13 protein-coding genes and 1 pseudogene are annotated in these 19,591 nt (G+C 70.9%); 5 read left to right on the top strand and 9 right to left on the bottom strand.

From position 1 onward, the window contains the following. Positions 1-8 precede the first annotated feature (8 nt). A complete protein-coding gene (locus tag V9G19_RS03750; RefSeq protein WP_462284146.1) occupies positions 9-707 on the top strand; it encodes a DNA alkylation repair protein in 699 nt (232 codons plus the stop codon). Here V9G19_RS03750 and V9G19_RS03745 read toward each other — a convergent pair. Further along, positions 691-1,083 carry a thioesterase family protein gene (locus V9G19_RS03745; protein WP_462284145.1) on the bottom strand — a complete coding sequence of 131 codons (393 nt, stop codon included), beginning with the start codon at positions 1,081-1,083 and terminating at the stop codon, positions 691-693. The two genes, V9G19_RS03750 and V9G19_RS03745, sit on opposite strands and share 17 nt — an antisense overlap. Before the next feature lie 192 nt (positions 1,084-1,275). Between V9G19_RS03745 and V9G19_RS03740 the strand changes: the two genes are divergently transcribed. From V9G19_RS03740 to V9G19_RS03730, 3 genes and pseudogenes are all read left to right on the top strand, one after another. Continuing rightward, on the top strand, positions 1,276-2,601 hold the full coding sequence (locus tag V9G19_RS03740) for an MATE family efflux transporter (RefSeq protein WP_462284144.1): 1,326 nt from the start codon (positions 1,276-1,278) through the stop codon (positions 2,599-2,601). A 110-nt stretch (positions 2,602-2,711) separates the two neighbouring features. Continuing rightward, positions 2,712-2,783: pseudogene (locus tag V9G19_RS03735) on the top strand (zinc-ribbon domain-containing protein); the annotation flags it as partial. Between the two features lie 69 nt (positions 2,784-2,852). After that, on the top strand, positions 2,853-3,506 hold the full coding sequence (locus V9G19_RS03730; protein ID WP_462284298.1) for a hypothetical protein: 654 nt from the start codon (positions 2,853-2,855) through the stop codon (positions 3,504-3,506). A gap of 289 nt (positions 3,507-3,795) precedes the next feature. Here V9G19_RS03730 and V9G19_RS03725 read toward each other — a convergent pair whose 3' ends face one another. Continuing rightward, positions 3,796-5,322: a gamma-glutamyltransferase gene (locus V9G19_RS03725; RefSeq protein WP_462284143.1), complete on the bottom strand. Its 1,527-nt coding sequence runs from the start codon at positions 5,320-5,322 to the stop codon at positions 3,796-3,798. A gap of 59 nt (positions 5,323-5,381) precedes the next feature. After that, positions 5,382-5,945 (bottom strand): RNA 2',3'-cyclic phosphodiesterase, encoded by a 564-nt coding sequence (thpR, locus tag V9G19_RS03720; protein ID WP_462284142.1) that lies wholly within the window; start codon positions 5,943-5,945, stop codon positions 5,382-5,384. A 70-nt stretch (positions 5,946-6,015) separates the two neighbouring features. Between thpR and V9G19_RS03715 the strand changes: the two genes are divergently transcribed. Continuing rightward, positions 6,016-6,954, top strand: a complete 939-nt coding sequence (locus V9G19_RS03715; protein WP_462284141.1) for a hypothetical protein — start codon at positions 6,016-6,018, stop codon at positions 6,952-6,954. Positions 6,955-7,008: 54 nt separating this feature from the next. On the opposite strand, the gene V9G19_RS03710 is transcribed toward V9G19_RS03715, so the two are convergent. The 6 genes from V9G19_RS03710 to V9G19_RS03685 form a co-directional block, all read right to left on the bottom strand. Further along, the gene (locus tag V9G19_RS03710; RefSeq protein WP_462284140.1) at positions 7,009-7,890 is read right to left on the bottom strand and encodes a hypothetical protein; all 882 of its coding nucleotides are present in this window, start codon (positions 7,888-7,890) and stop codon (positions 7,009-7,011) included. Between the two features lie 410 nt (positions 7,891-8,300). Then, on the bottom strand, positions 8,301-10,598 hold the full coding sequence (locus V9G19_RS03705; RefSeq protein WP_462284139.1) for a transglutaminaseTgpA domain-containing protein: 2,298 nt from the start codon (positions 10,596-10,598) through the stop codon (positions 8,301-8,303). Next, complete coding sequence (locus tag V9G19_RS03700) at positions 10,595-11,749, bottom strand: DUF58 domain-containing protein (RefSeq protein ID WP_462284138.1); 1,155 nt, start codon at positions 11,747-11,749, stop codon at positions 10,595-10,597. The genes V9G19_RS03705 and V9G19_RS03700 overlap by 4 nt, the downstream gene beginning before the upstream one ends. Next, complete coding sequence (locus V9G19_RS03695) at positions 11,746-12,717, bottom strand: AAA family ATPase (protein WP_462284137.1); 972 nt, start codon at positions 12,715-12,717, stop codon at positions 11,746-11,748. The genes V9G19_RS03700 and V9G19_RS03695 overlap by 4 nt, the downstream gene beginning before the upstream one ends. A gap of 30 nt (positions 12,718-12,747) precedes the next feature. Then, a complete protein-coding gene (locus V9G19_RS03690) occupies positions 12,748-18,789 on the bottom strand; it encodes an Ig-like domain-containing protein (protein WP_462284136.1) in 6,042 nt (2,013 codons plus the stop codon). Positions 18,790-18,846: 57 nt separating this feature from the next. Beyond that, positions 18,847-19,590: a hypothetical protein gene (locus V9G19_RS03685; RefSeq protein ID WP_462284135.1), complete on the bottom strand. Its 744-nt coding sequence runs from the start codon at positions 19,588-19,590 to the stop codon at positions 18,847-18,849. Between the last annotated feature and the right edge of the window lies 1 nt (position 19,591).

Here is a 19,591-nt window from a genome sequence, read left to right as displayed (position 1 = left end):
ATGGGCCGGTGAGCACCGACATCGTCGCCGCCGTGCGGGCCGCGCTGCGCAGCGCCGGTGACCCGGAGCGCGCCATCCAGCAACAGCGCTACATGAAGTCGGCGATGCCCTATCGCGGCCTGACCAGCCGGGAACTGAAGCTCCTCTTGCGGCCGGTGCTCGCGGCATACGCACCGGCCGAGCGCACGGAGTGGGAGCACGCGGTGCGCGAGTTGTTTGACGACGCCGCCTTCCGCGAGGAGCGGTATGCCGCGGCCGCCCTCGCCCAGCACCGCTCGGCGCGCGCGTGGCAAGACCCCGCCGCGATGGGCCTCTATCGCCACCTGGTCGTCACCGGCGCGTGGTGGGATCACGTTGACGACCTCGCGACCCACAGCGTCGCCCCGATCCTGTTGCGGCACCGGGATTCCGAGACGGAGCGGATGCTTGACTGGGCGGTCGCCGACGATCTATGGCTGCGCCGGGTGGCGATCATCTGCCAGTTGCCGTTCGGCGACCGCACCGATATCGCGTTGCTGGGAGCGGTGATTGACGCGAATGTCGAGGGAACGGCATACGGGAGAGAGTTTTTTGTGCGCAAGGCGATCGGCTGGGCGCTGCGGCAGTATGCGCGCATCAACCCGGACTGGGTGCGCGCCTTCGTCGCCGAGCGCGCGGACGTGCTCTCGGGGCTGAGCACGCGCGAGGCGCTCAAGCACCTGGCGTGACACGCAACTGCGGCGGCAGCTCGACGAGGTTCTGGTTGGTGTCGAGAGCGACCAGGTCGATGACCGCATCGACGAGCAGCTCACCGGCCCGCTCGACCCGCTGCTTGAACTGCCCGCGATAGGGCGATTCGACGGTGAAGCTGGACACCACGTCGATCGTGTCCCACAGCAGCGCCGGCTTGCGGAAGGTCGCGGTGACCTTGTGCACGACGAGCAGGATGCCGCTCTGCTGGAAGGACGCCACGGCGTGGCCGGTGACCGCGGTCAGCCATTCGGAACGGCCCCGCTCGAAATACTTGAAGTAGTTGGCGTAGTAGACGACACCGAGCTGATCGGTGTCCTCGAGATAGACGCGATAGGACAGGCGGGTCTCCACCTCGGACAATCTATTGCTCCGAAGAGCAACGGGCGAGGGTGGCTGCCGCCCGGTGCCGACCGGCAGCCCCGTCTCGCGCCGGGCTTTGTGGGGTGGCTAGGCCGCGTCTGGCAAATGCCGGGGTCCCCGCAAAGTATCGGAGCGAACTTGCGAGCGCAGAACTTTGTGGGGTGGCTCGGCCATGATTGCCGCGTGGCATCGGCGACCGGCAGCGAGATCGCGCGCCTGGCCATCCCCGCCTTCCTCGCGCTGATCGCCGAGCCGCTCTTCCTGCTCGCCGATTCGGCTATCGTCGGGCACCTCGGCACCGCGCCGCTGGCTGGGCTCGGCCTGGCGAGCGCGGTGCTGCTGACCGCGGTGAACCTGTTCGTCTTCCTCGCCTATGGCACCACGGCGGTCGTCGCGCGTCAGGTTGGCGCCGGCTCGCGGCTGGGCGCGATCGAGGCGGGCATCGACGGCGGCTGGCTGGCGCTGCTGCTCGGTTGCGCCTCCGGTGGCCTGGTGGCGCTCGCGGCCCGGCCGTTGTGCCGCGGACTTGGTGGCTCCGGGGAGGCGCTGGAGCAGGCGGTGACCTATCTGCGGATCGCGGCCGGCGGCATACCGGCGATGTTGGTGGTCCTCGCGTGCACGGGCGTCTTCCGCGGGCTGCAGGACACCCGCACCCCGCTGATCGCCGCGACGGCGGGCTTTGGCGCCAACGCTGCGCTCAACCTCGCCCTGGTCTATGGCCTCCACCTGGGCATTGCCGGCTCCGCGATCGGAACTGTTTTCGCGCAATGGGGTATGGCGCTGGGCCTGATCCTCGTGCTGCGCTCGTATGCCGCGGCCGTGGATGCCTCGTGGCGCCCCCACCTGGGGCGGGTGCTCGCGGCCGCGCTGGGCGGCATACCGCTGCTGGTGCGCACACTCGCCCTGCGCGGGGTGCTGTTGCTGACCACCTGGGCCGCCGCCGGGCTGGGGGAGGTGCCGCTCGCGGCGCATCAGGTGACCGCGACCATGTGGACCTTCCTCGCGTTCGCGCTGGATGCGATCGCGATCGCCGGGCAGGCGATCACCGGCAAGGCGCTCGGCGCCGGTGACGCGGCCGGCGCCCGGATGGCGACCACGGTGATGATCCGCTGGGGGCTGTGGTGCGGGGTGGCGCTGGGGGCTGGGACGCTGGCGCTGCACCGGGTCCTGCCGGTGCTGTTCACGAGCGATCCCGGGCTGCGGGCGACGATTGCTGCCGGGCTGGTCGTCGCCGGCCTCAGCCAACCGCTCGCGGCGTTTGTGTTCGTCGTCGACGGCGTCCTCATCGGCGCCGGCGATGCCCGCTGGCTGGCGGGGGCGATGACGCTTACGCTCGCGGCCTACCTGCCCGCGGTGCTGATCGTGCGCGCCTGGGCGCCGCACACCCCGCCGACCACGGCGATGCTGTGGCTGTGGGTGGGCTTCTCGTGGTTCATGCTCGCCCGTGCGGTCCCGTTGTGGTGGCGGGTGCGCGGCGATGCCTGGCTGGTGACCGGTGCCCGCCGTTGACGGTCTGCGGCGCGCGTCCGGGCGTCGGATGTCCCTGCGGAGAGGGACCTGACACCACGCTGACACGCGTTCTACGTTGACCGCGGACTTCGCACCGAGGAGGACAGGTCATGGACGTTCGCTGTGCGCACTGCGGTAGGCCGCTGAACAGCGGGGATCGCTTCTGTATCGCGTGTGGGGCGGCCGTGGGGGCCGACGACCGACACCTGCCTTCGCCGGGGCGGGTGGGGTCCACACCGGCAGGCTTCCCTATGCCCGCACAGACGGCGACCGGGAGCGCCACCATTCCCCCATCGAGCCCGATCGCGGCCTCAACTCCGATCGGCGCTGCCACCTCTGTCCGCACCGACTCTGTCCGCACCAACGCCGAACTCTATTCCGGCGCACCGGAAGTCGGGTTAATGCCTGGGGAGCGCCAGCTCTACCAGGTGAACTTCGCACCGAGGCTGCTGGCGCCGCACTTGTTGACCTTGCTGACCGTGACCGACAAACGCATCGTCGTGCGCCATCCCAACACGATCTTCGGCATCTTTCCGCTCGGCTACGTTGTTTCATCGGCGCCGCACTCCAGCGTCGAACAGATCACCAGCGGGATGCACCTGCGCAGCCGCAATATCCTCATCGGCTGCTCGGCGCTGCTCGTGATGTGCTACTTACTCAAAGAGGTCTGGACCTACCACTGGTATGGCATGACCCAGGCGACCCCGCTCCTCATCAGTTTGGGTGCCCTCGTTGTTGGCGTCGGCTTCTTGCTCACCGGCAAGAGGGTGGGGATCACCATCCATACCGGCGGCTCCGCCATGTTCGCCCTAGCCCGCGGGAACCAGCTGCGTGACGTCCAAGCCAGCGCGCACGTCGTCAACCGGCTGTTGCTTGAGGTCGAACAATCCCGCGGGCTCGGCTGACGCGAATTGACGAACTGATGACGCGTCTGGGGATGGTCGGCGGTGGAGCGGTCCATGCACCAGCTGGGACCGCCACGCCTCGTCGCTGACCAGGCCCGCCCATCGAGAGGACCCGGTCGGCACGGTTCTCGCCACAAACGTACCGACACGCTCCTCTCGACCCGGCCGGGGCCGATCTTCCCCGCTCCGGGGACAACGTCACGACGCCTACTGGCGGGTAGGTCCTCGTCCCACCCCCCGCGCTTGCGACTCGCCGTCCGGCGGGCCGTCAGAGGTTGACGAGTTGGTCTCAGGCGACGCCGGTGGCGGCCTCTCGGCGGGGGTCGCCGGCGGCATACAGGACCCCGGTGGCGCTGCGAGAGGCGCCGCCGACGCCGCCGAAGAACATCGCGTGCTTGGCGTGTTCGACCCCGGCCAGGCCGAGTTCGGCGACCGCGGCGGCGATGTCGGGGTCCGGCTCGTGCTCGACCCGGGCCGACTGGCCGTGGACGACGCGAACGTGGGCTCGGGGGGCGTTGATGGCCTCGCCGAGCGGCATACCGAGCAGGCAATGGCGGGCGAGGACCTGCATCAGCGCGGTCGTGATCCGGTCGGCGCCGGGGGAGCCGATGGCCAGCACATCGCCGCTGCGGTGCCGGCCGACCGACGGGGCCATGTTGGAGGCGAGCCGGGTCCCGGGGGGCAGGACGTGCAGGCCGAGCCGGTTGAGTTCGGGCTCGCCAAGACAGTTGTTGAGCACCAGTCCGGTCCCGGGGATCGTCGCCCCCGAGGAATAGCCTGCCGACGCCGTGATCGCGCAGGCCAGCCCGTCGCTGTCGACGGCCGACACGTGCGCCGTCGAGGAGGAAGTGGTCATGCCGGCGATACCAGCGGCGCGCACGTCCTCCAGCAGCCGATAGCCGTCCTCCTCCAGATCCGCCGAATAGTCGTGGACCTCGGAGCGATAGGTCAACACCCGGCGCTGAACCTCGATGACGTCCGGCCAGGACATCGAGTCGCGCCGCACCAGCTCGGACAACATCACCGACAGCATCGGGCCGCCGACGCTCGGTGGCGGGTTGGTCGCGATATCCCACGACCCCAGTTCCAGCCGCAGCGGGGTGCGCACGATCGGCTCGTATGCCGCCAGGTCGGCCGTCGTGATCAGCCCACCATTCGCGTGCGACGCCGCCGCGAGAGCCCGCCCGATCTCGCCGGTGTAGGCCTCGCCGGCGCCGTGCTGGGCGATCCGCGCCCACGAATCGGCGAGCGCGGTATCGATGAGCAGATCACCGGCCTCCAGGTGGCCTCCGTCCGCGCGGGTCAGCGCCGCCCGGGTCTCGCGGTCCCAGCCGAACAGGTTGTCGGTCGTCAACGCCAGATAGCTCGCCGCCGCGGCTCCCAACCGGAACCCGTGGCGCGCGGCGTTCTCGGCGGGCGTAAGGGCCTGCGCCCACGCGCCGGCGCCGAAACGCTCGTGCGCCACCCCGAGGGCACTGAGCGCGCCGGGCAGGGCCACCGAGCCATAGCCGGCGAAGACCGTGATGCCGCCGCCGTAGTCCAGGTCCAGCTCGAGCAGCCCCTGCCCGAAGCGCTCGGTGGGCAGGCCGCGCCCGGGCATCTCGACATTGCCGTCGATCGTGACCGGCTGCTGTCCGGGCGCCCAGATTGTCACGAACGCCCCGCCCATTGGGCTGACGACACCCGGTTCGGTGGTCATCGCGACGCACATGGCCGCGATCGCGGCGTCGACGGCGTTGCCGCCCGCCCGCACCGCGGTCAGGCCGGCATCGACGGCGACAGGTCCGGTCGCGGCGACGGCGACATGTCGAGTCATAGCGGCGATTCTTGCGCACCATCCGGTGGCGATCTGCCCACGCGCGTGGCCCGCCTGGCTCAGCCGCCGGCGGACAGCGCGAAGCGCTCCACCGTGACATACCGCGGCCGGCCCCCACGTCCCTGACCCAGATGGGACTCGATCAGCTCGACCTCCTCGGCCACCCAGCCCGGCCCCGCATAGGTGTCGAGCATGCGGATCCACCGGGTCGCCGCCACCGGTCGGCGGGAGCGGGCCACGGTGACATGGGGGTGGAAACGGGCGCCGTCGACGGAGACCCCGGCGTGATTGGCCGCGCCCCGGACCCGCCGAGCGAGCGGCCCGAGCCGGCCCCCGAGGTCCTCGACATCGACGAAAAGGACGCGCGCGGCATACGGATTGGGGAAGGCGCCGGCGCCGGCAAGCCGCAGCGCAACGGGGGCGACGGTCAGCGCCGCCTCCAGCCGCTCGACCAGCCGGTCGAGCCGGGCCGCGGAGACGTCCGCGAGGAAGGCGAGCGTCACGTGCTGCTGCTCGGAATCACTCCACCGCAGGTCAGCTCCCGCCTCCCGCCGCGGCACGAGGAAGTCCGCAAGGTCGGCGAGGACCTCGGCTGGCGGAACGAGCGCGGCGAACAGGCGCATGACAACCTCCAAAGAAGCGACCCTAGCGGCCAGCCGACGCACCAGGGCACAGCAGTGGCAGACTGCGGCCGTGGATCCCGAGCTCGAGCGGTTGGCCGACGACCTTGCCGCGCTCCACCGCGGCCGGGGGTTGCGCCGCCCGACGATCGAGCCGGGCCCCGCGCTACGCGAGGCCCTCCAGCTCAGCCAAGTGGAGGACCCGGTGGCCGTCCGGCGACGGCTGGTCCGCGAGTTCAAGGCCGCCACCGCGTCGATCGCCCCCGACCTGCGGGTCGTCTTCCTGCACGCCTGCGCCATCAGCTGCCAGGACGCCACCTTGCGCGACCGGTTGGCGCGGGTCGCCGAGGTCATCGACCGCGACCAGCGCACCGTCCGACGCCGCCTCGTCCAGGCCAATCTGGGCGTCGCCGGCTACCTGCAGCACCGCGCCCGCGACCCCAGCTCGACCGAGCCGCTGCGCGTCGAGTCGATGCGCTCGATCATGGACCTGCGCGGTCCGGCGCCGGTTCAGACGACCTACCGCACGGTCCGGGCGGCGCAACCGGGCATCACCAGCTTCCGGGACCGATTCGGGATCCCCCATCCGCCGGGCCGTCCGCTCGAGCCGCAGCTGCGGGTCGTCGCCGGCGGCGAACTCGAGGTGCTGGAGCAGCAGAGCGCGAGCGTCTGGGGGCTGCAGGTGCGCCTCGATCATGTGCTGGATGCCGAGGAGTTGCACGAGATCGGCATCGAGGTCACCATCCCCGACCGCGATTTGATCCGCCCCTATACGGTTGCCGTCCCGCTCGGCCCGACCCGGGCGTTCACGGCGACGGTCCACTTCGGCGATCCGCCGGCAGCAACCCGCGCCTGGGCGGTCGACGGGCTCTTGCCGGCCGCCCTTGATGACGGGGTGCCGACCAGCCGCACCTTCGACCCCGAAACGACACCCGATGTCACCGTCGACTTCACCCGCCTCCAGCTCGGGCTGGCGTATGGGCTGGCCTGGACGTGGGCTCAGTCCCCTTAGGTTTCTCCGCTCACCGGCCCTCCCGCGGCCACCGCGACAATTGTTAGGCGCGGCTTAGGACTCCCCAACGGCGGCGAGCAGGTGCAGACATTCCCCGTATGCCGTGGCTGGCGGCGCGTGGCCGAGGAATCGCTCCGAGGCCGCAGCCAGGGCGGCCCGCGGCCCGGCTCCCGCGGATCGCCGGGTCCGGAAGTCCGCGGCGACCAGCCGGGCGATCGCCGTGTCTTCGAGGGAGACCGGATCACACGTGTCGGTGCTCTCGAGCTGGGGCCGTCGGCGGGCCATCGGCTCGACGATGCTCTCGTGCACCCAGGCCGGCCCGGCCACGTCGGCCGCGATCTGGAGCACCCGCTCGATGTCGGCGCGGATCTCGGCTCTCGCCGCCGCCGAGCCGAGGATGCGGATGCCGCCTGCCTGGATCGACTTCTCGGCGGTCCACCCATCGAGTGGCCAGGTCCCCACATGCGGTTCGAGGCGGTGCGGGTAGGCCCGGACCATCCGGAAGAGCGCGAGCAGCCAGTCGCGCTCTGCTGGCTCACTCGCCTGGGCCAGGGCGGCGTTGACGCGCGCGGGCATGCCATCGGTGCGGGCCGGTTTGGCCGGTCCACCCCGAGCGACACGCTCGTGGCGCTCCCAATCGCTCACCTCGTTGGCGACCAGCCGGTTGGCGTAGCGCTCGATGTCGTTGACCGCGGTGAGCGTCACCGTGGTGAGCTTGCCCAGGCAGCGGGCGATGAGGTCATGCACGATGTCGGCGCACCCATCCCGGAAGCACATCTCACGGAACTGCTCCTCACCGAGGCAATCGCCGGCATACGGCGCCTGCCGGGTCGGGCATCGCGAGTGCCCACAGGCCTGGTGCCGGGCATCGCGGATGCGGCTGCTGTGCTGCCAGACCAGGGCGGCCAGAACGGTGACGGACAGGCGTGAATCCACGTCCGTCCGCTCCGTGCGGCCCCGGTTTTCCCGATCGACCATGATCAGCTGCTCCCCTCCGAGAATCTCGGCCTCGTGTCTTGAGACAGAAACGGCGGGTGGACCTCCCCCTGATCCACCCGCCGATTCCCCCCGGGTTTGCTACCGCGTCAAACCCGCTCACCGATGGCGTATCCATACCATTGCATCTCGTTCTCGCCACCTTCCCCGTGTTGCGGATGACTTCATCGTGGCTCGGGATCGGAAAGCTGTCGATGGGGTGATCACCCCATCGACAGGGGTCAGCAGGCGCGATCGGCCGCTCTGAACGGGACCTTCGGCGTGTCAATGGGGTGAGCAACCCATCGACACGCGTAGATTTTCACCGCCCGAGCCGCCGTGGCGGGCGCGGGGCGCGCCCGAGGCCAGGGTCAGCGGGTGCGCAGGGAACGCAGCGACAGTCGCGCGCGCCAGCGAGAGAGCCGGCCGCGCGTGGTCCCCATCGCGCGCAGCACGGTGTCCACATCAGCCCACAGCGCCCGGACCTGGTCCTCGGTCGGCGCTTCCCCGAAGACGCGGGCATCGACGCGTTCAGCGAGGGCAAGCGCGGGGGCCCCGGGGAACTCGGCGCCGAAGACCCGCGCGGCCTCGCGGCGGGTGGCCCCGGCGGGCACGCTCACGCCGAGATCACGCGCGGAGTCGGCGACCTCGTCCCAGCCGCCACTGGCCCGATCGGCAAGCAGCGGGTAGCCGCGGCGACGGCGCCGGCGGCGCCCCTTAAGGCCGAGGATGACCAGGAAGGGCAGCGCGAGGGCCCCAATTCCACCACCAACGAGCGCCGACCAGCGGAAGACTTCGACGGGAAGCTGCGCCTCGTCCTCCGGTGGGATCCGCCGCGGCGCACCGGTGTCGCTGTCGTCGGGATGGTCCAGGTCGGCGCGCGGCGGGACGGGTGGCGCCTGCAACTGGGGTTGCTGGCCGGTCCTACTGCCCTGCTGTTGGTCAGGCCGAGTGCGGTCGCGCGGCGGCGTCGGGTCAAAGGTGACCCACCGGTCGGGCTGGAAGGCGACCTCGACCCACACGTGACCCATGTCGCCGGTGACCGCGAGCGGTTTCCCGGCCGGGGCCGGCTGGTCGGGATAGAAACCGACGACGACCCGCGCCGGCAGACCGAGGCTGAGCGCCATCAGCGCCATCGCCACGGCGTACTGCTCGTCGTCGCCCTGTTGGGTCTCGGCCTCCAAGAACTGCAGGATCCGCCGGTAGCCGTGCCCGCTCGCCGCGTCGTTGGTGAAATAGCCCGCGGCCAGGGACCTTTGCAAGGCCACCAATTGGTTGTATGCCGTGGGCTTGTCACCGGTCCACGCGGTTGCCTTTGCCGCGACGACCTCGGGCACGTCTCGCGGCGGCGGGATCATCACCTCGCTTGTCGCCGACGCGGCGAGGTCGTCGGCCAGCGCCGGCGTCGCGATGATTCCCACCGGGACGATGTCGAGGTCGTAGCGCGTGCCGGGGGCTAGTGCCCCGGTGGTCAACAGGGTGCTCGTCGTAGCGTTGTAATAGACGTCGCTGCGGCGTTCCTGCTCGCGCCCGCTGAAGCGGACTCCGCGCAAGTCCCCGCCTCCGGGCAGCCACGGCCCGCGGTAGTCGCCGATCTCGATGCTCAACCGCTGCGGTGTACCGGCGTCCGCACCGGGGTCGAGCCGAGAGCCGACCCGCAAGAACGCCGCCGAGGTGTCGCTGAGCGAATAGACCTGGCCGTCATAGCTGTCCAAGGCGGCCAGCCGGACCCGTTCCCCCGTGGCCAACCCGGTGACCGTGAACAAGACCGTGTCGCGCTGTTGGGTCTCCAGCGCGCGGAAGCGGGATAGCGGGGAGGTGAAGGCGCGCCCGTCAAGGGGCGCGATGACGTCATCGCGCAGGATGTAGCGATCGGTGCGCTGACCCAGCCCGACAGCGCCGGCCACGCCAGCGCCCAGCGCGACGACGAGGACGGCCGCGGCCGCGAGCGCGCGCCGCCAGCGGGGCAACCCGCCGGCCCCCTGCCCGAGCACGTGCCGGCCCCCGGCAAGGCGTTGCAGCCATTGCCGCTGGGCCCCCCAGGCGAGCGCGACCCCGGCGAACAGCGCCCCCTGGAGGGTGGAAACCGGGTGCGCCTTGGTGCCCCACAGGATCCCGACGACCAGGAAGGCGGCAGCCGGGATGAGCGCCAGCAGATAGCGCCGCCAGCGCAACGCGGCGCTCCCGGTGAGGAGCGCGGCCACCAGCCCGGCGAGGAAGGGCACCACCGCCGGCCCGTCGAAATCGCTCGCCGGAACGCTGACCGTGAGCAGGTCGCGCCAGGACTGGACGATGAGCACGCCGAGTCGCCGCAGGGACTCCGGCGTCGGCAGCGCACCCCCGGCCGCGGAGTGCGGCAGCGCGGCCACCGGACCGATCAGCAGGTATGCCGCCGCAGCCGCCGCCGCGCTCGCCAGCATGCCCCAGCGGACCCACCAGGCCAGCAGCGCCAGGGCCAGCCCCGCGGCGACCCCGATGGCGGCCGCACGGTAGCCGTCGCCGGCACCGAAGACGGGGCCGAAGGCGAGCACCCCCGGGAGCAGGAGCCCGACGGCGGCGAACAGGTCGATCACCTGGCGCTGGGTCAGTCGAGACCGGGCGCGATTTGAGCCGGTGCGCGGGCCGCGAGTGCGGGGCGCGCGGGCGCGGGTCCCTTCGGCGGACGTCACCGCAGGCTCCGGGCCGCGCGCGGCAGATCGGCCAGGGCCCCGACGTCGATGACGACGCACTCGCCGTGCCGGTGCCGCTCGGTCGCAGCGCCGACTCCACAGCGGAAGACGAGCAGCGCCAGGTCGGCCGGCAGCAGTTGCTCGACGGCGCGCAGTTCGTCATGGGGCAGGGCCGAGCCGGTGACCACGGCCACGATGGACGCGCCATGCTCGGTGGCCAGGGCCATGTTCACCTGTTGGCGGGCCCGGGGGGCATCCGGGTGCGGTTGGACGGCGGCGAACCGGTCGAGCAGGGCGGCCGGGGAGCCGGTCGGCAGCACGAGAGCGCCGGCCCGCACGCTGAGGACCCGCCCCTCGCGCTGGGCCTGCAGGCACAGCGAGGCGGCCACGGAGACGGCCAGCTCGACGTCGTCCGCCGCGGCGTAGTCCTCGGGGCGCAGGGAGAGCAGCACGACAAGGTGAGAACGGTGCGTCTCCTCGAACTGGCGCACCATCAATCGGCCCATCCGCGCCGTGGTACGCCAGTGGACGGCGCGCCGGTCATCGCCGGGGACGTAGTCGCGAACGGCATCGAAGGTGACATCGCTGGAGGCTCGGCGCCGCACAGGAACGCCTTCGACATCGCGCAGCAGCCCCGACGCGGTGGCGTCGATCGTCACCGTGTCCGGGTGGACGCACAGGTCGTGCTGCCCCGGCCAGATGTTGGTCCGCTCGATCAGGCCCAGCGGGTCGCGGCGCACCGATTCGGTCGGGCCGATCGTGATGACGCCACGCCTTTTGGTCGGCACCGAGAACAGCGCCTCGTGGGTGGCCCCGGTCGCCAGCGCGGGGATGTCGAAGGAGGCCAGCCCCGCACCGACCGGCAGCTCGATTCGCACCGGCACCAGCGGCCGCTTCCCGGAGTTGCTCACCTCGACTCGGCCAAGGACGCGCTCGCCGATGCGCGCGCGCGGCCGCTCGATCTCCAGGCTCGCCCGATAGCGGCTGTTGCCGATGGTCAGCAGCAGGGCGATGGCCGCCGCGGTGACGGCCGCGATGCCGATCAACCGAGCCTCGGCCCAGCCCTGCAGCATGCCGACGGCCGTGGCGGCCAGACCGCCGAGGATGGCGGTCCAGCCGAGCGGAGTGACGGCCTGGACCGGGGAGGTCATCGATCGCCGGTCCGCAGCGGTGGCGCGACCGCGACCAGCGCCCGCTCAAGCACGGCCGCCGCCGTCACGCCGGAAAAGTCGGCGTCGGAGTTGAGCACGAGCCGATGAGTCCACACGGGACCGGCGAGATCTTTGACGTCGTCGGCGAGGACATAGTTGCGGCCGTGGGCAGCGGCCCAGACGCGAGCGGCACGCACCATGGCAATGGCCCCTCGGGTGGAGATGCCAAGCAGCACATCCGGGTCGGTCCGGGTGGCTTCGATCAGCCGATAGACATAGTCCAGGACCGCGGCATCGACGCGGTTCTCCTTGACCATCTCGGCCATGTCGACGACTGCCGAGGTCGCGATCAAGGCGCGCAGGTCGCGAGCCCGGTCGGGATTGGCCGAGGACGCGAGCACCTCTAAGGTCGCCTCCTTGTCGGGGAAGCCGACCGCGGTCCGCATCAAGAAGCGGTCGAGCTGGGCCTCGGGTAGGCGGTAGGTCCCCGCCTGTTCGATCGGGTTCTGGGTCGCAATCACCATGAACGGTCGCGGAGCGTCGTGCCGAGTGCCGTCGATCGTGACGTGGTTCTCGCCCATCACCTCCAGCAGCGCCGACTGGGTCTTGGGCGAGGCTCGGTTGATCTCGTCGGCGAGCACCACGGAGGCAAAGATGGGCCCGCGATGGAAGTTCCATTCGCCGGTGCGTTGGTCGAACATCGTCACCCCGGTGATATCCGAGGGCAGCAGGTCGGGCGTGAACTGGATCCGGGTGTGGGTGCCCTTGACGGTTGCCGCGATTGCTCGCGCGAGCGCGGTCTTGCCGGTCCCGGGGGCATCCTCGATGAGCAGGTGTCCCTCGGTGAGCAGACACGTCAGGGCCAGCCGGATCACCGGCGACTTGCCGAGCAAGGCCTGGCCGACGTTGTCGGTCAGCCGGGCGAAGGTCTCGGCGAACCAGGCGGCGTTCTCGGGGGCGAGGCTCATGCGTGGGCAATCCGTCCGTGTCGTGGTGGGCTAAGTGCAGGTGACGCTGTCGGAGTTCTGGCCATAGGTCAGCCCGGAATCCGCCCAGGCGACCATCAGGACGCCACCGTCGGCCATCCCCCCCGGAGCGGAGAACCCGGACTGGTTGACGGTCCGGGTCACCGTCCACCCCATGGCGGGGACCTGGCAGGTGACCGTGACATACGGACCCCAATGTCGCAGCGCGAGCGTCACCTTGAAGCAGTCCGGCTTGGCCCCGCAGTCCGCGGGATTCTCCGGTGGGGAAGTCTGCTCGAGGGTCCATTCTCCAGTGACGGTGGGGACCGTCGCGCTCGCCGGGTCCGACCAGGCACTCTGGTTGCCCTCGCTGTCGGTGACCATGGCCTGGATTTGGACGGTCTGGCCCGGATCGCCCTCGAGGACGGCCCCGGACAAGTCGGTCTTCTTGTCCAGCCCGCCCATGGTGGTTTTGATCGTGACGCTCACGATTGGGCGGCCGTTGCCGGCACCTTCGGCATTCCAGCCGAGCAGGACGCCGTCGGTCTGGGGGGTGGCGCTGACGGACGGCACATGCGGGGGGCCGTAGGCGTTGACGAGGGCCGGATCGGACGGCGGGCCGGTCTCGCTGCCGGCCGTGCCGAGCCGCGCGACGGCATAGACGACGACCCCGACCTCGGTGCCATTGGGGAAGGCGTAGCTGGTCACCGTCCCGCCGCCGGCGGGCAGTGCCGCCTTGGCCTCGCCGACCTTCCAGAAGTAGGACATGTCGGCCGGATCGGCACCGCCGGTCGATCCCGGGGTGAACGTGATCCGCACCGTGTTGTCCTGCCCGGTGGGGGTGGCCGACACCCCGGTGGGCGCTCCCGGCGTCGTGTACACATAAAGCGGTGCCGACGGTTTGGACATCGGGCCGCTGCCGTGAACATTGTGCGCCTGGACGGTGAAACTGACCGGGTCGGGGCTGACCGCCACCCGGATCTCGGCGCTCAACGCATTGCCGGTGAACAGCGGGGTCGACGTGCCCGCGCGGAAGACCGTGTAGCTGTCGGGCGTGGCGCCATGGCCGTCGGCCGCCGACCAGCTGACGGTGACGACCGGATCGCCGCCGTCTCCGGGGGTGAGGGTGGCCCGGACGTTCCGGGGCGCGCCCGGCGGCCCGGCCGGGGTGACCGCGGCGGAATACTCCGAGTATTCCGAGGTCCCGCCCTCGGAGCGGGCCTTGACCCGGAAGCGGTAGGAGGAGCCATTGTCCAGACCGGACCAGCGCAGGCTGTTGGTCGTCGTCGACCTCTCGTCCCCACCGGGGTTCATCTGCACGGTGTATCCGGTGATATCGCCGCCGCCGGAGTCGGGAACCGGCCAGGTCAACTCCACCGCACTGTCACCGGGCTCCGCCGACGGCGCCGCCGGCGTGTCGGGGGCATCCCGGGGTGTGACCGCGTTCGAAGGCGCCGACGGCAGGGAGTCGCCGCGCGCGTTCGTGGCCACCACCGTGAAGCGGTATTCGACGCCATTGGTCAGCCCGTCGACCCGGCAACTGGTCACCGCCCCGCAGGGCGAGCTTCCGCCCGACCACCGAACCGTGAACTCGGTGATCGGCGAGCCATTATTGGCTCCCGGGGTCCAGGACACCTGCGCGCTCCCCGGCGCATCCGAGCCTGCCGTGACCCCCACGGGCGGGTCGGGCTTGCCGAGCACGGTCAACTCGATGGTGCCGGTGACCCGGCGGCTCACGTCACGCGTTTGGTCATCGACGCGATAGACCACCCGCATCGTCCCGTGGAAGTTCGGGTCGGGCGTGACCCGGATTGTCGTGGGCCCGGCTCGGGTGGCGCCCCCGGTTCCGGCGGTCACGATGGGATCGGCGGCCAGCAGCAGCGTGCCCCCTTCGTCGGCGAAGGGGTTGGTCACATAGTCGGTGATATCGACCGTGATGGGGCCGGTGACATCGGGGAAGACCGCTGGGGTGACGGTCATCAGTGGCCGGTCGACGGCGACGATCTGGATCCGGATCCAGGCGTGCACGGGCTTGTTGGTGCCGTCGCTGACCGTCATCTCGACCGCCGCGCTCCCGGCGCTCGCGTCCTGGTCGGCCCGCACGGACAACGTGGACCCGTTGACGATGCTGGCCTGCACAGCCCCGCGGCTGCCGACCATGTCGAAGCGGAGCTTGTCCTGATCGCCCGGGTCGGGGTCGGTGACCAGTGGCCGCAACGCCAGCGTGGTCGTGGCCCCCGCCTGGAGGGTCACTTCGCTCCCCTGGAAGGTGGGCGCAATGTTGCGGATGCCGCTCACCTGGACCGGGATGGACAGCAAGGCCGTCAGCGCCGTGTCGTCGGTGGCGCTCGAGGCGTCGGTCACCTCAAAGGAGATCGACCCGAGGCCGCTGAACGACCGGGAGGCGGTGTAGGTGACACTGGCCCGGTCGCCGGCGACGGCGGTGCTCCCAGCGCCGACCGCGCTCACGGTCTTGGCGCTCGTCACATGGGGCGAGCGCCCGGCCCGGACCTGCACATAGTCCTCAAGCGCGAGGTCGATGCTCTGGCCCGCGGTCACGTGCACGGGCACCTTGTCGGCCCGCAGCCGCGGCGGGGTGCGATCCTCTTCCTGGCCGGCGGAGCTGGCGCGCGGCACCCCGGGGACAACGACGATGGCGCTGGAGACCAGGCCGTCGGTGTCGGCGATCTTGTAGATGATCAACTGCCGCTGCTCGGTGATCGGGATGGTGAGCGAACCGCCGGCCACACGCACGCCCGGCTCGCGCGTCGTCACGCTCAGCCGGGAGGGCACGCCGTCGGCGTCCTCGTCGTTGGCCAACACATCGATGCTGACCTCGGTCTTGCCCTGCGCATCGGCGACCGGGACGGCGTCGTCGTGGGCCAGCGGCGCCACCGGCTTGGCGTCCTGGTCGACGTCGACGGTGATCGCACCGCGAGCGCGTGCTCCCTTGGCGTCGGCGATGACGTAGTAGTAGTCGAGCTTGCCCTCGGCGGCCGGCGTGGTGAGCTGCGCATAGCCGTCGACCTCCGCGATCGGGACATCCTGGCCCGCGCTGACCGGTCGCAGGGAGCCCGCAACGAGTTGCAGGTGGTCGCCGTCGGAGTCGAAGTCGTTGGCGAGAATGGGAATGGCGACCTCGGTGTTCGGTCGGATCGTGACGTGGTCGACCACGGCGACCGGGGTCTGGTTGACCTCCGGTGGTTTGGCGATCCCAACCTGGACGGTGCCGGTGCCCCGCAACCCGAGTTGGTCGACGACCTCGTAGCTGAACTGGTCGGTGCCCACTTGGCCAGGCGGCGACGCGGGGGCCGTGTAGACCAGATCGCCGCCCTCGATGAGCACCGTGCCCTTGGTGGGGGCCTTGGTCAGGGCCGCGAGGCTCGTCGAGTCGCCGTCGGGGTCGATGCCGTCGGTGGGCACCGGGATGGTCACCGTGGTCCCGGCGATCATCCGGGCGGTCAGCGGAGTCGGTGCGGGAGCAGAGTTGCCGCTCTTGGCGTCGCGGATCTCGATCGTGACCGTGGCCGACGCGAATTGATCACGGTCGTCGCGGATCGTGTAAGTCCCGCGAACCCGGCCGCCGACGGCTCCCGCCTTGAACCGGACCCGGTTGCCGGTGACGAAGAACTCGCCGCGCCCCCGGCCGCCGGTCACCTCCACCTCGGGATCGACGCTCACCCGTGCGCCAGGCGCGATGGTGTCGTTGGCGGTGACATCGAGGTTGACGACATCACCGGCCCGCACCGTCCCGGTATCATCGGCCGCTTCCGGCGGCTCGGTGCCGGCATCCGGGGTGGGCATGACGGTCACGGTGCCGGTGGCGTTGGCGGGGCCATTGGAGACGAGGTAGGTCACGGTGGCGGGGGTGGCCAACCCCCCCGGAGCCGATAGCCGCAGCTGGGCGTGATCGACGACTTCGACGGTCACCGTGTCGGGTGAGGTGACGCTGCGAACCACCAGAACCCCGCCCTGCGGGTCGAAGTCGTTGGCGAGGACGTCAGCGAGCACCGAGGCGCCCTGCGGCAACAACGCGATATCGGGCTCGGCCGCCGGAGTGCCGCGCGTGACCGGTTCAACGACGTCGATTCGGGCGAACGATTCGATCTCATTGGGCCCATCGGTCACGGCGAACTGCTGATAGTAGGTGCCGGGCTTGTCGGCCGAGAAGGAGAACCGGCCCGCCGCCAGGTTGGGCGTCACGGTCGTGTTGGCCCCGGCGCCGGCGACCGAGGCGAGGGCCAGCTCGTCACCGTCGGGATCGGTGTCGTTCAGCAGCGGAGCAATCTCGATCGCCTGACCGACAAGGACCCGCCGGTGGTCCGGGACGGCGGTGGGGGGATGGTCGCTGCCCTTGACGACACTCACCCGCAAGGTCGAGGTCGTTTGCTCTTGCCTGGCGTCGACGACGCTGACTTGCGTCTGTCGCTCCCCGCTCTCGCCGGTCAGGTCACGGACGGTGACCAGGCCGTCTTGACGAACGGTGACATCCAGGCCGCCGGCCGGTCGTTGGCCCGCGGGGGTCGAGATCCACATGTCGTCGCCGTCGGGGTCGACCCAGTCGGGCAGCACGTAGTAGCTGCCGCTGCCGCCGGGGGCAATGCGGATGGGCCGGGGCTCGCGCAGCTTCTCCGGCGGTTGGTTCTGTCCGGCCCCATGGACGTGCAGGCTCACCTTGGCGGTCGCCTTGCCGCCCCGGCCGTCGACGACGGCATACTGGAAGGACGCCGAACCGCGCGCGTCATCGGAGACGAGGACCTGCAGCGCCTCCCCGGCCCGGATCGGCGCCACCCGGCCGAATCCCGGATCCAGCCGCGACGTGGGCTCCACCGTCAAGATGTCCCCGTCCCCATCGGAGTCATTCGCCAGAACATCGAGCGTGATGGCCTTGCCTACCCGGACGCCGAAGTCATCCGCCTTGGCCACGGGCGGGTCGTTGACGGCGTCGGGCTTGCGGTTGTTGTCCTCCTCCTCGGTGGTGTCGCCCTCGTCCGCTCCCTGGCCGTCGCGCAGGACCCGCTCCCAATCGTCGACCACGGTGAAGAACTCGTCGTCGAGCAGCACGGAGCCGGACGCCACGTCGTTGAGGACGACCAGGCCGCGGTTGACCCGGAAGCGCAACGCGACGGCGCGCAGCAGGGCCGGCTGGGTGAGGTTGCGATCCGCTGCGCTATCCGCGCAGTCGCGGATGTAGCCGCCGGAACCGGCCCAGGCGGCATACGTGCAGGAACCGACGACGACGGGGCGGGCGGGCTTGCCCGCCGTGGTCGCCTTGGTGAGCAAACTCGATGGGGAGCCCTCGACGATCGGCACCGAAACGAGCGCGGTCGGGCTGGCCAATCGGACATCGGGCGCATCCGGGCCCGGCTCCTGCAAGACCAGACCCTTATCGAGGGCCACCGGATCCCGTCCCGGCAGCCACAGCAGGCCGGTGTCGCGGTCGTATGCCGCGGGGTTTTGTCCCACCGCGGTAAGGACCGCGTGGGCGGGGTTGGTGTAGCCGGTCAGGCGTCCCGCGGCGGCGGGTGCGTGCCCGTCGGCGGCCGCGAGCATGCGGATCTGCCCGTCGGGGGCCACGGCGAGCAGCGTCCCGTCGACCGCGATCGTGGCCCGTGTCCCGGCGGGGCCGGCGATCGTCGGGGGAGCGTCGGCGCTGAAGCTGCGCAGCTCACGTGCGGGCAGCGCCCAGATCCGCCCGGACACGCGATCAACGACGGCCGCCCCGTCACCACCGAGCAGCACCTCCGCGTCCTTGGGCGTCTTGACGACCTCACCGAGGCTGACTCGGGCCGGGTCGAGGACCCGGAAGCCGTCCGGGACATGCGCGAGCACCACATTGTCGTGTTGGCTGATGTCGAGCAGGCCCTCCCCGACGGTGGCGCCCGCATCGAGTTCGTGGGCGTAGTAATTGAGCCGGCCGATGTTCTGGCTGTGACCGGTCACCCAGATCCCACCGTCGTTCAGGTGCAGATCGGCGGTCGGGGTGCCGTCATAGGACGCGGCAAAGTAGGCCAGCACCAGTCCCACGACGGACAGCAGTGCCGCCCCACGCCCCCGCCGACTACGCCACAGCATCACCCGGTCCTCCCCGACGGCACCCTACCGCCACCGGCCGGGCGCGGCCAGCCCGGGTCAGTCGTCGTCACGCGGACCGCTGCCCTCGCTTTGGGCGACGGCGTTGGCATGCGCCTCCCGATCCAGCAACGGCAGGTCGGCGGCGGTGACCAGGAGGGTGGTGACGGCATACTCGACGAGTTGGAGGCGGCGGTTGGCGGCTTGGCTCCCCGGCCCCCCGCGCAGTCCGCGCACTCCCGCCTGGTCGAGCTTGTCACAGACATTGTCGAGCTTGCGGCCGAACCTGGTCTGGGACCAGCCCAGTCGCTTGGCGGCATCGACGGCCGACGGGACTTCGGCCGAGCCGGTGCCGGCGCGCCGCAGCAGTGGCTCGGCAAGCGCGAGGACGGCCAGCAGCTGGCTTTCGGTGAACCGGGTCGGCCCGATCGTCACCTCCCCGTCGGGCAGCAGCCGGTGACGCTGCGGCTCATAATCCTGGGTGGATTCGGTCGACAATAAGATCTCGTATGCCGTATCTCCGGCCGTGAACGTCAGCACCGTCGTCGGGAACACCAGCGGGATGCGAGCGCCCGGCGCCAGTGAGCTGCGCATCAGGCCGTCCTCGTCGGTGACGTGCGCGGCGAGGCGGGCGCCGACATTGCGCACCCAGAACAGGCCCTCGGCGTGCGTCAGCTCGATGAACTGCCGGTGCAGATAGGGGTTGTCGTCGATCGCGAGATCGCCCTCGCGCCCGATGACGAACGTCTGGCCGGGCTGGACGTAGTGGAGCTCGCCGGCGAAATCGACCGTGAGGGGGCGCACG

It is taken from the genome of Nostocoides sp., from assembly GCF_037045025.1.
Taxonomy (GTDB): domain Bacteria; phylum Actinomycetota; class Actinomycetes; order Actinomycetales; family Dermatophilaceae; genus Nostocoides_A.
Note: the sequence above shows the minus strand (reverse complement) of the source record. Positions and strands in the feature narration are given on the sequence as shown.